Origin of the sequence: Bacillus sp. CECT 9360 (genome assembly GCF_918741275.1) — a bacterium.
Classification (GTDB): Bacteria; Bacillota; Bacilli; order Bacillales; family DSM-1321; genus Peribacillus.
Genome location: NZ_CAKKNA010000002.1, coordinates 38,310 through 51,131, shown reverse-complemented (window position 1 = coordinate 51,131; position 12,822 = coordinate 38,310). Strand labels below are relative to the sequence as shown.

The 12,822-nt window shown below is 43.6% G+C and carries 10 protein-coding genes; 6 read left to right on the top strand and 4 right to left on the bottom strand.

Annotated features, from left to right (window positions below):
- Window positions 1–32: 32 nt before the first annotated feature.
- The 4 genes from LQ216_RS02195 to proC all read right to left on the bottom strand — a co-directional run bounded on the left by LQ216_RS02195 (window position 33) and on the right by proC (window position 6,514).
- Window positions 33–1,292 carry a DUF1343 domain-containing protein gene (locus LQ216_RS02195; RefSeq protein WP_230126485.1) on the bottom strand — a complete coding sequence of 420 codons (1,260 nt, stop codon included), beginning with the start codon at window positions 1,290–1,292 and terminating at the stop codon, window positions 33–35.
- 96 nt (window positions 1,293–1,388) lie between these two features.
- Window positions 1,389–3,500, bottom strand: coding sequence for a glycoside hydrolase family 3 protein (locus tag LQ216_RS02190; protein WP_230126484.1), 2,112 nt, complete (start codon window positions 3,498–3,500; stop codon window positions 1,389–1,391).
- A 119-nt stretch (window positions 3,501–3,619) separates the two neighbouring features.
- Window positions 3,620–5,332 carry a serine hydrolase domain-containing protein gene (locus LQ216_RS02185; RefSeq protein WP_230126483.1) on the bottom strand — a complete coding sequence of 571 codons (1,713 nt, stop codon included), beginning with the start codon at window positions 5,330–5,332 and terminating at the stop codon, window positions 3,620–3,622.
- 375 nt (window positions 5,333–5,707) lie between these two features.
- Window positions 5,708–6,514, bottom strand: a complete 807-nt coding sequence (proC, locus tag LQ216_RS02180; protein ID WP_230126482.1) for a pyrroline-5-carboxylate reductase — start codon at window positions 6,512–6,514, stop codon at window positions 5,708–5,710.
- A gap of 336 nt (window positions 6,515–6,850) precedes the next feature.
- Here proC and LQ216_RS02175 point away from each other — a divergent pair, with 336 nt between their 5' ends.
- From LQ216_RS02175 to LQ216_RS02150, 6 genes are all read left to right on the top strand, one after another.
- Window positions 6,851–7,450: a DNA-3-methyladenine glycosylase gene (locus LQ216_RS02175; protein WP_230126481.1), complete on the top strand. Its 600-nt coding sequence runs from the start codon at window positions 6,851–6,853 to the stop codon at window positions 7,448–7,450.
- 112 nt (window positions 7,451–7,562) lie between these two features.
- A complete protein-coding gene (locus tag LQ216_RS02170) occupies window positions 7,563–8,474 on the top strand; it encodes a putative selenate ABC transporter substrate-binding protein (RefSeq protein ID WP_230126480.1) in 912 nt (303 codons plus the stop codon).
- 14 nt (window positions 8,475–8,488) lie between these two features.
- A complete protein-coding gene (locus tag LQ216_RS02165; RefSeq protein ID WP_230126479.1) occupies window positions 8,489–9,238 on the top strand; it encodes a phosphonate ABC transporter ATP-binding protein in 750 nt (249 codons plus the stop codon).
- Entirely contained in the window at window positions 9,235–10,035 is an 801-nt protein-coding gene (locus tag LQ216_RS02160; RefSeq protein ID WP_230126478.1) for an ABC transporter permease subunit, read from the top strand. Before LQ216_RS02165 ends, LQ216_RS02160 begins: the two co-directional genes overlap by 4 nt.
- On the top strand, window positions 10,035–10,892 hold the full coding sequence (locus tag LQ216_RS02155; RefSeq protein WP_230126477.1) for an ABC transporter permease subunit: 858 nt from the start codon (window positions 10,035–10,037) through the stop codon (window positions 10,890–10,892). Before LQ216_RS02160 ends, LQ216_RS02155 begins: the two co-directional genes overlap by 1 nt.
- Window positions 10,893–11,351: 459 nt before the next feature.
- Window positions 11,352–12,818 carry a spore germination protein gene (locus LQ216_RS02150; protein ID WP_230126476.1) on the top strand — a complete coding sequence of 489 codons (1,467 nt, stop codon included), beginning with the start codon at window positions 11,352–11,354 and terminating at the stop codon, window positions 12,816–12,818.
- Window positions 12,819–12,822: the final 4 nt, after the last annotated feature.

Here is a 12,822-nt window from a genome sequence, read left to right as displayed (position 1 = left end):
AGATTATTCCTTCTTAGATGAACACTTTTGGTTTAGTAGAGCAAATATTGTTTTCTCTTTTCTATGAATTGATCTAGTCCCGGCTCCCATGTCTGCTTGATTTCATCTACAGTTTGTCCATCTTCAATGGCCTCTCTAATCGAACCATTGCCGATCAGTAAGTCGAAGAAGGAAATGCCCCGGCTATCTTCGGCGCGGAATGCAAATTCTTTAGGATATAGATCATGAATCGCCTTTACGATGGTTAATCCGGTCTCTACCGGCTTATAATCATTGCGATCCGCAATATGAATTTGTATACCGTTTGATAATTTGCCGGAATGCTTTGAGAATGTTGGCGTAAAGCTTGCCGCTCTAAACACCACTCCCGGGAGCTTCTGTTCGTTTAGTTTATTCGCCAAATCTGTGCTGTTAATAAAGGGCGCACCCAGTAATTCAAACGGCTTTGCCGTGCCTCTTCCTTCAGATACGTTTGTTCCTTCAATCAAGGCAGCACCCGGATAGGCAAATGCTGTATCTAATGTCGGCATATTGGGTGAAGGAAGCACCCATTCGAGAGGTGTGTCATCGTAGTGCATATTTCTCTTCCATCCATTCATTTCAACAACGGTCAAATCCGCACCAATCCCAAATTCTTTGTTAAAGAACTTGGCCAATTCACCGACAGTCATACCGTGGCGCACTGGAATCGGATACATTCCTACAAAGGAAGAATAGGCCGGATCTAGTACAGGGCCCTCCACCTCTGTACCGCCAAGCGGGTTCGGTCTGTCAAGTACAATAAAAGGGATGTTATTTTCTTTCGCTGCTTCCATAGCATAAGCCATCGTATAGATATAGGTATAGAAACGTGTTCCAACGTCTTGAATATCAAAAACAAGAGCATCGACTCCCGCAAGCATTTCCGGAGTCGGTTTTTTCGTTGGGCCGTATAAACTGTATACCGGCAGTCCTGTTTCCTCATCTGTATAAAATGGAACATATTCCCCAGCTTGGGCACTTCCGCGGACACCATGCTCAGGACCGTACAAAGCTACCAGGTTCACGTCCTGATTCTCATGCAAAAGATCTACGATGCTGTTCAGCTCTTGGTCGACACCGGTCGGATTAGTTATTAAGCCAACTCGTTTTCCCTTAATGAGATCGCTCTGTTCATCAAGCAGCACTTCAACACCCAATTCGAATTTTTTCTTTCCTTTTGCCTTCCCTTGAGACTGTTCATTTGCCAATGCGACCGACAGAGACGAAATGATGAGTACAAGTGTGACAATGCTAAATATCCACCTTTTCATTTTAACCCCTCCCAGAGATAAAATTTGAACCGATTCAGGCTTCTATATTTCCACCTTAGATCCCCTCTCAACCTGCGAGTTTTAGCTGCCTTTTTATTAATAGCTTAAACCGTGGCCGAAAGAATAGAGCATATTCCCATCATTGCCGCGAATCGATACCGGAAGTTTCCCCGCAGGGTTATTTTTCCCAAATATCGTGCTTGCGGAGGCTTCAAAGCTTGCTTTTCTAAAACCGTATTGCGCTAGGTAAGCGTCCACAGCGGGAAAAGCCATAATGTCATACGGATTACGGATACCCAGGGCAATAACGGGTACGTCTAATTCGGTGGCAATCTGGTTAACCATTTTCATCTGGGCACTGCTTGGAGATCGACCAGCAACTGTGGATGTATTTGTGCCGATTATTACCGCCGATGCTGTTCTTAATTCTTCAAGCTGCTGTGTTGTTAACGTATTACTCGCCCTCAGCTGGAAGGCATTCCCGTGATGCTTCTGGACAGATGCGAAAAGCTCGTCAAGATAGGTGCTTCCCACGACAGCTACTCTCTCTTCATTCTTCACCTGAAGAGGCAACGCATTTTCATTTTTCACGAGTGTAATGGAACGTTCAGCTGCTTCCCTTTCTACATTTTTATGCTCTTCAGATCCCACGACCTTTAGGGCATTATCAATTTCCTTCTCGATATCAACCGGTGTTTCCGATTTAAAAATGCCTCTTTTTACTTTCAACGTTAAAATGCGTTCCACGGAGTCATCGATTCTTCCTTCTGAAATCTCACCGGTCTTCACTGCATTAAGCAACCCTTCTGCTACAGCTTCTAGTCCTACAGGCATTAAAACAAGATCCGACCCTGCTTTTACAGCACGGATCGCTGCATCGACCGGCCCAAAGTGGTCTACTATTGCCTTCATGTTCAGTGCATCGGTTACAATAACACCTTCAAAGCCCATTTCTTCACGCATTAATTCAGTTAATACTTTATAGGAGAGGGTGGCGGGAACCGCGATTTCACTGCCATCCTTATTCGAGATTACTTTTGTACCATCTATTTTTGGGAAAGTAACATGCGCTGTCATGATTGCATCAATCCCTTCGTCCATCGCTTGTTGGAAGGGATATAACTCTACTTGTTTCAGTCGTTCCTTATCATGGGGCACCTCTGGAAGGCCAAGGTGTGAGTCTACAGCCGTATCGCCATGGCCCGGAAAATGCTTGGCTGTTGCGGAAACGCCGCTCTCCTGCAATCCCTTTGTATAGGCGACCCCAAGATCGGCCACAAGCTGTGGATCTTCACCGAAAGAACGGACACCGATAACCGGATTGTCAGCGTTGTTATTAACATCAAACACAGGCGCAAAGTTCGTGTTAATACCAAGTGCGTTCAATTCTTCACCAATCGCATGACCCACCTTCCAGGCAATCTCTTCTGACCGCGTCGCTCCAAGCGCCATATTACCTGGAAAATCAGTGCCAGACTGCAATCGGGTTATAATCCCGCCTTCCTGGTCAATCGACAGCAGCAAGCCGAACTTGTTAGAAGCCTTCTGATAGTCCGCGACAAGTCTTGCTGTTTGTTCGGTTGACACAACATTTTCACGGAAAAGAATGACTCCGCCGAGATGATATTTTTTCACCAGCGACTCAATTTCAGGCATCATTTCAGTTACATTTTTACCGTTGTAAGTTCGAAAGTCGGGCATAAGCATCTGTCCCACTTTTTCTTCCAGCGAGAGCCCTTTCACCGCTTTTTTAATAATGTGGTAGCGCTTCCCTTTTTGCCTTACTAATGATGCTTCAATGCCCGGCTTACTCTCTTTTTTCGAGCCATAATCGGATTTAACATATACTCCAATACGATCGGTTTTTGACCCATCTTTTACGGTAATGAACGTTCTTCCTTTTTTTCCTGAAAGTGTGACTGTGCCGGTCTCGTCAACTCGAGCAACATTTTTATTGGTTGATTTCCACGTCAGTCCTTGGGTTACCTCTGTAAAATGACCTTGTTTATGGATATGAAGAGCCCTTAATGTTACTTTACTGTCTTCAATTTCCGCATCTACTTCTGGCAGGTTTTGATAAATGACTAAGTCATGAGTACCACGTTTGCTCTCAGCCTTTATTCTTGGTCCGGGTGTGGCAAAAATTGTTGTAATCAACAAAGAAACGATAAGAACAGGAAGTACAAATGCTTTTTGAATTTTCATCATTCCATAACCTCCTTGAGAATTTTGGATCTTTCTTTTAATTAAAATAACCAGTTTTTTCGTTGCTATCTCTGCGGGTTCGATTACATCTCCCGTTTCGGTGCTATTTTCAGATTACAAGCCTAATATTTTCGAAGAGTCCAGCCTTCATTAACGATATTCGTATTAATTTCTTGCCCGCTATCACTCATTAGCTTTATATTGGCAACATACCAGCCCCTTCCGTTAACAGTTGCATCAGTTCTGTACGTGAAACGGATATATTTAGTATGAATGGGTACTGGGAACTTTTGCTTGAGCCATTGTCCGCTGTTTCCTGTAACCGAGTCAGCAAGTTTCGCCCACTGTTTGCCGTCTTCCGATATCTCAATATCACCATAATCTGTTTCGGCTTCGATTCTATACCAAGTATCTAAAGATAGGACCGCGTTTTGTTCCAGCTCTGTTTCCAGTATAAGTTGGCGCTTCAGATTATCTCCGTATCCCGAGAACCATGCGGGATTTTTGCCGGGAATATCCACCGGAATAGAATCTGCGACCTGGCGTGCGAACGACCTTCGAGTTGGGTTTGTAGAAACGGTAGTACGTGTTGGGTGAACCCGATTTGTGAGCAAAATCGCAATCGTATCATTTGTTGGGCTTACTACAATCGAAGTACCGGTATAACCGGTATGGCCAAGGGTATGGCTTTCTGTTAAAGCATCCATATACCAGCCCTGCTGGAGCTCCCAACCTAAACCATGATCGTCCCCTGGAAAAGCAGCATTCTGGTTTTCATTCAATAACTTAACCGTGGAAGGCTGTAGAATTCTTGTCCGCCCGTATTTTCCTTCCTGTAAAATCATGTGGGAAAACTTGGCCAGGTCTTCCGCGGTTGAAAAAACACCGGCATGGCCTGCAACACCGTCAAGCGACCAGGCATTTTCATCGTGTACCTCTCCCCAGACAAGACCTCGCCCTGTCGACGGCTGATACTCTGTCGCAGCAATCCTCTCCTTTAAGGACGCAGGCGGATTATACATGGTATTGTTCATTTTAAGCGGTTTTGTAATTGTAGCTGCGACAAATTCATCCAGCCGCTTTCCAGATAATCTTTCAACAAGAGCCCCGAGGGTTATCATGTTTAAGTCGCTGTATGTATATTTTGCCCCGGGCTTATTTTGTAAAGGTTGTGAAAAAACGATTTGAAGGCGGTCTGTACGGCTTTCGCCCCTATTATAAAGAGGAATCCATGCGGCAAATCCTGAGGTATGGGTCATGAGCTGTCTGATGGTTACATCTGATTTTCCGTTTTGTGAAAACTCAGGGATATAATCGGCAACGGGATCATCCAATTTGAATTTTCCTTGCTCATAAAGTTTCATGGCAGCTGTCGTAGTAAAGAGCTTGCTGATCGAAGCAAGGTCAAAAATTGTGTCTTTTTCCATAAGCTTAGTGTCATCCATTTCTGTGTACTGATTGTCGACATAGCGGGCAGCATATCCATAGGCATCATGTTTCACAGTAACCCCGCGTCTAGCTACATAAACAACCGCACCCGGTATTGCCCTTTGCTCAATCGCACTTTCCATAAAGCGATCAATGTCATGCAACGGCTGATTGACCATTCCGGCTGCCCGGACTGGTCCAGGATGAAGAACTGGGGATGAAGGTCCAGGCTGGTCCCAAGAAAAAGGGTGGGCGATGCTTTTCATTCCCCCTTTCCTTTTCTTTTCTTTTTGTTCAATTGATGGCAGAACCTGTTTGGAATTAGTGGCATTCACAAATCCAGCTTCTCCAAATAACATGGAAACACTAAGAACGGCAGCAACAACAGGTAAGGATTTATTTTTCATTGCAACCTCCTTCTTAATTTAAGTAAGGGCTTTCAGTTTGCTCCATATTGTATTCTGTCTGGATGTAGTTAAAGAATAATGTATAGTTCGACGTTTTACTACATTCTTTTATGATTTTATGTAATTTTACTCCATTAGTCCCAAAGAGTTTTTCTCCTCCTCCTTCTAAATGCCGGGGTTAATCTTACGGCAGTCATAACTATATTCCTAGCAGAGAATTTTTTATATGGGTTTCTTTCTAATGTTCGTGTACTAAATAAAAAACATCAAAGGCGATCGTGACAAAAACAACTTGGTGGTAAAGAAATAAATGATGAAAGCCAAGCATTCGTCCATAATTATTGGAATGCCTGGCTTTCCCTACATGGGAAATCATTATTCTTGTGAGAGGGCCTTGCTTTTACCTGTACATGCTTTCATCGCGTTTAATACGGCCGCCCGAAAATTATTCTCCTCAAGGGCTGCCACCGCTTCAATCGTGGATCCACCCGGTGTACAGACCGCATCCTTAAGCACCCCCGGATGCAAATTCGTCTCAAGCACCATCTTTGCTGCACCCAAAACGGCCTGTGCCGCCATTCTATACGCCTGCTCCCTTGGAATGCCATCTCTTACTGCGCCGTCAGCCAACGCTTCAATAAACATATATACATAAGCCGGGGAGGAGCCGCTAATGGCAGGGACGGCATCCATAAGCTGTTCTTTAATCATTTCCGTCTTACCGAAGCTATTTAACAATGAAAAAATTTCATCCAAATCAATCTCGGATACTGCAGTATTTACAGAAACGGCTGTCAGCCCCTCTCTTACCAGTGAAGGAGTATTGGGCATAGTCCTCACCACTTTAACCGTTTTTCCAAATGCCTGTTCAACGGCCTGCGTTGTAATCCCTGCAGCTATCGTTATGATGACGGCATCTTCTTTTATATAATCCTTAATTTCCTTAATAACAGATTCATGTATGTCCGGCTTGACTGCTAAAAAAAGAAAATCGGCAAAACGGGCTATTTCCCGGTTATCCAACGAACCCTTAATATGTAATTTATTTTCAATAGCAGTTAATGTATGCTGGCCTGACGTACTGAACATAATTTGTTCAACCGTCACTGCTCCAGATTTCACTATCCCTTCTATCATCGCTTGTCCCATTTTTCCGCAGCCGATAAAGCCAATATTCCTCATCTTTATTTCACATCCTGACTATAATTTTCGACATATAGCAATCTTACCAAACGTCTCTTCGAAAATGCTAACATACTTCCATTAGTATATTTGAAAGCTGACCGAGCATAACATTAGATAATCGAGCACAAACTTGATTAAATGAGCAGAAATCCAGATAATCGAGCACAAATGTAAATAATTGAGCAGAAACTCAAAAAATCGAGACCAAATAAGAAAATCAGCAAACATACAGATTAGAACTGAATACGAAGAGTTTTTAATTAAATGCAATTCCTACATTCAACTTATATAATAAGGAGACGATATTTTTAAGAGAAATGAGGAAAAAACGCCATGCCTGAAGAAATTCAAAACGCAACGCCGCAGCCCTTGGAATTTTTCCAAATGCCTACCTTAGAGGTTGCTCAGGCTTTGCTTGGCTGCCTCCTTATAAAAGACACCCCCGAAGGTACCGCAGCGGGATATATCGTGGAAACGGAAGCCTATATTGGTCCTGAAGACAGGGCCGCACACAGCTTTGGTAACAGACGGACGAAGCGGACAGAAGTCATGTTTGGGGAACCCGGCCTTATCTATACATATTCGATGCACACCCATACATTGGTCAATGTCGTGAGCGGCGAAAAAGAACAGCCGCATGCCATCTTGATCAGAGCGGTTGAACCTTACTTGGGCATTCCGCTGATGCAGGAAAGGCGGGGCATGTCAGAGCTTAATAAATTGACGAGTGGACCCGGCAAACTGACGAAAGCACTTGGTATCACGATGGCAGATTACGGACACTCATTCAGAGAGCCGCCATTATGGATAGCTCCGGGAAAACCGCCAGAGAACATATCAACCGGCGCGCGCATCGGGATAGACAATTCAGGTGAGGCAAAAGATTATCCGTGGAGGTTCTGGGTAAGCGGCAGCCCATATATTTCCCGATAGATAAAGAATACGGATTTATTTTACCCGCTCTAACAGGCTGTTATCATTGAAAAATGTAATAATAGGTGTAAAATCTAATAGTCACTTATATTTCAAGAAAGGGATGATAAATATGAAGAAATTATTCTCATTATTATTAATGCTAACCGTGGCCATGGTTATAGTGGCCGGATGTTCATCAGACGATAATTCCTCCGAAAACGAAGCCTCATCTGATAAAAAGTCGGACGAGGTTTTCAAAATCGGTGCCATCCCAGACCAAAATGCCGCTGATTTAAGCAGGAGCATGGATGTTCTTTCGAATTACTTAAGCGAAGAAACCGGACTGAAAGTCGAGTATGTTCCATCTGTTGATTACGCCGCCCTTGTTACTGCATTTGAACGCGGTGAAATAGACATGGCTTGGTTCGGCGGTTTAACGGGCGTCCAGGCAAGAAATCTTGTTCCTGAGGCTGAGGCTTTTGCCCAGCGTCCCCGCGATAAGGAATTCCATTCGATCTTCATTGCACAAAATGGCGTGAAGGCGGAAACGTTAGCAGACCTTAAAGGACTTAATTTTGCATTTGGTAGCGAAAGCTCTACTTCCGGCCATTTAATGCCACGCTATTTCTTAACTAAAGAAGGAATCGATCCGGAAAAAGATTTTGACGGACAGCCGAATTACTCGGGATCCCATGATAAGACTTATAAGCTTGTAGAATCCGGTGCCTTTAAAGCCGGGGTACTGAATGAAGCCGTCTGGGAAGCAGCAGTGGCTGAGAAAAAAGTCGATACAAACAAAGTGAAGGTCATTCATACTACCCCTTCCTATTATGACTACCATTGGACCATAAATAAGGTCGACGATAAGTTCGGAAAAGGCACGAAGGATGATATGAAGAAAGCCATTCTTGCTATCAATAAAGACAATGCGGACTTGAAAGAGTTCCTCGATTTGTTCCAGACAGATTCCTTCATTGAAACAAAAAATGAGAATTATAACACGATTGAAGAAGTCGCAAAAGAACTCGAGATCATCAAGTAGAAGGTGATAAAGAGATGCCGATTATCGAAATAAATCATATAACGAAACAATTCGAGCGGAAGATAGCCTTATCTTCCCTTTCTTTTCATGTGGAAAAAGGAGAAACGGTTGCGCTGATCGGTCCAAGCGGCGCAGGTAAGTCCACATTGCTGAATCTACTTGCCGGAATCACTGCCCCAGACAATGGGACCTATTTATTAAACGGTAACGCTATTCAACAATTTAAAAATAGAAAAGAACTCGCAAGAAAAATCGGGGTAATCCGCCAGCAATTCGACCTGATTGGAGCGCTTCCAGTCATCCAAAATGTCCTGGCAGGGAGGCTCGGGGAATGGGGATTCTTTAAATCGATGTTGTCTCTATTTCTGCCACAGGACAAGCAGCTCGCAGCAAATGCCTTACATCGTGTCGGGCTGCTGGACAAAATATATGACCAAACCTCCAAGCTTTCGGGAGGTGAACAGCAGCGCGTCGCCTTGGCCCGCCTTCTTGTCCAAAGTCCGGAAGTAATTCTCGCTGATGAGCCGGTTGCTTCCCTGGATCCTGCGAGAGCTGAGGATATTTTAGCCATGCTGACAAAGCTTGTAAATGAGGAAAAACAGACACTTGTGATGAGCCTCCATTCTGTCGAGTACGCCACGAAATATTTCTCAAGAATCATCGCTCTACGTGATGGAGAAATCTTTTTTGATCTGCCGACAAACCAAATCACCAAAGAACAATTGGCTAATCTTTATGTTTTAAAGGAGATGTCCGAGAGATGAAACCATTCCTATCTCCCCTTGCTCTCCATAAAAGATCGGTCCTGTCACTTCTTCTTTTGGTTGCCTTTATATGGAGCCTGTTTTCCGTGACCTGGAGTCGTGACCTGGTTCATGCCGGCGGATGGGCGACCACCGTGCAGATTTTCGAAGGTCTGATCAAACCGGATCTTTCTCCCGATATTTTGAGACTTGCGGTGGAATCTTCATGGATCACGATTGTGTATGCGGTAACTGGCATGACAATCGCTCTTATCATCGCGTTTGTTTTAGGGATTTTAGCTTCGGGGGTATTAGCTTCCTCCCGTTCGGTCCGAATGGTTACAACAGGATTGTTTAGAGGGGTATTGGCCGTTATCAGAGCGATTCACGAACTCGTGTGGGCGCTTTTATTTGTCGCCGTCATCGGGCTGTCTCCTTACGCGGCCGTTTTTGCTCTTGGTATCCCTTATGGCGGTATCCTTGGGAGGATATTCGCCGATATGTTAAATGACGTTCCCAAAGAACCAATCATGGCTCTTCGCGCAACAGGCGCGTCCAGAATTCAATGTCTATTGTACGGATATTTGCCAATGATCCGTGCCAATATGCTCAGTTATGTGATGTACCGCTTCGAATGCTCTATCCGTTCATCAGCGATCATGAGCTTCGTCGGACTTGGAGGTCTTGGCTTCCAAATTCAGCTTTCCCTTGCCGATCTCCACTATGACGAGGTATGGACATTCCTCTTCTTTTTGATTGCGATTGTTGTCCTGATTGATGCCTGGAGCAACTCCTTACGAAAGCGGCTGGTATTATAATGAGTACAATAAAAATCCCATCCAAAAAACGACGCTTTTCGTTTAAGACATTTTCCATCCTAATGTGCCTTGCCTTACTCACCGGTTCATGGGGACATATTTTCTTCGGAGAAAGGGCTAACTTTTTTGAGCTTTTTAACGAGCGGAATTTGGAGTATGCAAAGAAGTTTTTCTCCGGGCTATTCGGCATAGGCGAAGAAAATCCGGCTTTTACTGATAAAGAAAGCTGGAAGAATGCTGTGAAGCTTACGTATGAAACATTGCAAATGAGTGTCATGGCGATTGGATTTGCCACGATTGCCGCCTTGTTAACAGTTATCCCTGCCGCACGGAATATCGCGGACGGAACTTTAACCGCTTCAAAGCGATGGTACAGTTGGATTTTATTCGGTATCATCCGTGGCCTATATATTTTTTCCCGGTCCATCCCCGAGTTGGTCTTCGCGATGGTAATCGTGTTCATCCTGAAGCCTGGCATTTTGCCGGGAGCGATTGCGCTCGCGCTTCACAACTTTGGAATTCTCGGGAAGCTTTGCGCAGAAGTTATCGAAGATACGGACGCCAGGCCGATGCGAAATCTCGCATCAAGCGGGGCCTCAAGTGCGCAAATCCTTTTCTATGGCATTATTCCGACAGTCATGCCGAAGTTTCTCACCTACATTCTCTATCGCGGCGAGGTAATCATGAGAACCTCCATCATCGTCGGGTTTGTGGGAGCCGGTGGGCTGGGCCAGCAATTCAAACTGAGCCTGAGCTATTTCCACTACACAGAAATTACACTGCTCCTTATCTGCTATATCATTCTCGTTTTTGTGGCAGACTTTATCTCAGAGGGCTTCCGTAAAGCCGCCAGATGATGAGCATAAAGACAAAGGGGCTGTCCCGAAAGTGGAAATTCAGCCGAAATCTGGACAAAAGTAAAACCCAAGAATACTGTTAAATCAGCATTCTTGGGTTTTTAATTTGGATACATTTTACTCTTAAATGGACTTTTTAGACAGCCCCTTTTGTATTGCCTCTATACTTAAGTCAAAGATAAATAATTTCACTATACTCCCTCTAAAAATAAGGCTCTGTTAAACGATAATGTTGTTTTTGGGAAGGGAATCTGCGAGACTCCTGCGGAAAAACGGGCTGGCAAGACCCCGCAGCGAGGTACGAGTGAGGAGGCTTGCCAGTTCGTCCGCGGAAAGCGAGTAGATTCCATGACCATTTGAAAATCAACAATGGAATTTAACAGAGCCAAGAAAAAAAAGTATAAGAAATATTAGTTTGCAAAAACTATTTACATTAATAGAAAATGCGGGGTAACCATATTGGGATTCTTTAAGAAGAAATATAAGAATGAACAATCTATTAATGCTAATAAGTTAGAAATGGATGCTGTTTCTTTGAAAGATACACTCGCAACTTTTAAGGATTGTGATGACTTAACCCAAAATACCATCCCTCAGTATCAGCTACACTATCTATATTTTGAGAATCTCGTAAATGAAATAAAAGTAAAGGAATTTTTAGTTGATCCCTTTGACGTCAATAAGTCTCCTGAAGTGGAACAAATCCTGGCACAGGAAAGATATACAGAAATTAAAGATAAAAACATTTTATATCAGGGCCTTTTAAGTGGGGAAGCCGCGATTTTTCATAAAGACAAGGCTTACCTCGTCAATGTTTTTGGACCTGAGACCCGCGCAGTTAATGAATCTGAAACGGAGTCGGTAATCACCGGCCCGCATGAAGCTTTTAATGAATCAGCCGGCCAAAGCATCTCGCTAATCCGTCGAAGAGTAAGGAGTTCACATTTAAAAACGATTAGAATATCCGTTGGCGAGATAACAAAAACCGATATTTATCTTCTATATATTGAAAATATTGTTAACAAAGACTTTGTAGAAATGTTTAAAAAGAGAGTTGGATCGATTAAAATTGATGGCATTTTCGATTCAAATATGCTCATTCAAATGATTGAAGAAAATCCTTACTCGATCTTCCCGCAATACTTGACGACAGAAAGGCCAGATGTCGCTGCTTCTAAATTGATTGAAGGGAAAATTGTCGCCATTACGGATGGAAGCCCGACAGCTACTGTGGCTCCCACCAGTTTTTTTGATTTTTTTATCTCACCGGATGATTATTACCAACGGTGGGCACTTGGGTCTTTTTTGAGATTATTAAGATACATTGCCTTTGGGATCACTATTTTTTTCACTGCCTTTTATGTATCACTTACTACTTATCATTATGAAATGATTCCAAGGCCTTTACTCCTCACATTGTTGGAATCGCGCAGCAGGGTTCCTTTCCCTCCTCTGTTGGAAGCTCTGTTAATGGAGATTACCATTGAACTATTAAGAGAGGCCGGAGCCCGTTTGCCTACAAAAATCGGACAAACAATTGGCATTGTAGGAGGTATCGTTATTGGACAGGCTGCGGTAGAGGCAGGATTCACAAGCAATGTCTTAATTATCTCCGTCGCAATATCAGCCATAGCTTCATTCGTGATTCCAAGTTATATGATGAGCGCTTCGATTCGGCTGGTCCGTTTTGGTATCATCATACTCGCTGGGATGTGGGGCAATTATGGTATCATGCTTGGTGTTGCCCTCGTGCTGATTCATTTAACTGGTATCACTAATATGGGTACCTCTTATTTAACACCTATTACACCACTTTATCCGCAGGATTTAAAAGACGTTTTCATAAGAGCTCCGTTTTCAATGTTGAAATCGAGACCGGTCCAATCAAGGACACCTAATCCAATTCGCGAAAAAAAGAAACTATAGGTGA

What these genes read in the sequence shown, in the direction of transcription:
- LQ216_RS02195 (WP_230126485.1), bottom strand. Translation starts at nt 1,292, where the DNA reads ATGAAAAGGTGGATATTTAGCATTGTCACACTTGTACTCATCATTTCG.
- LQ216_RS02190 (WP_230126484.1), bottom strand. Translation starts at nt 3,500, where the DNA reads ATGATGAAAATTCAAAAAGCATTTGTACTTCCTGTTCTTATCGTTTCT.
- LQ216_RS02185 (WP_230126483.1), bottom strand. Translation starts at nt 5,332, where the DNA reads ATGAAAAATAAATCCTTACCTGTTGTTGCTGCCGTTCTTAGTGTTTCC.
- proC (WP_230126482.1), bottom strand. Translation starts at nt 6,514, where the DNA reads ATGAGGAATATTGGCTTTATCGGCTGCGGAAAAATGGGACAAGCGATG.
- LQ216_RS02175 (WP_230126481.1), top strand. Translation starts at nt 6,851, where the DNA reads ATGCCTGAAGAAATTCAAAACGCAACGCCGCAGCCCTTGGAATTTTTC.
- LQ216_RS02170 (WP_230126480.1), top strand. Translation starts at nt 7,563, where the DNA reads ATGAAGAAATTATTCTCATTATTATTAATGCTAACCGTGGCCATGGTT.
- LQ216_RS02165 (WP_230126479.1), top strand. Translation starts at nt 8,489, where the DNA reads ATGCCGATTATCGAAATAAATCATATAACGAAACAATTCGAGCGGAAG.
- LQ216_RS02160 (WP_230126478.1), top strand. Translation starts at nt 9,235, where the DNA reads ATGAAACCATTCCTATCTCCCCTTGCTCTCCATAAAAGATCGGTCCTG.
- LQ216_RS02155 (WP_230126477.1), top strand. Translation starts at nt 10,035, where the DNA reads ATGAGTACAATAAAAATCCCATCCAAAAAACGACGCTTTTCGTTTAAG.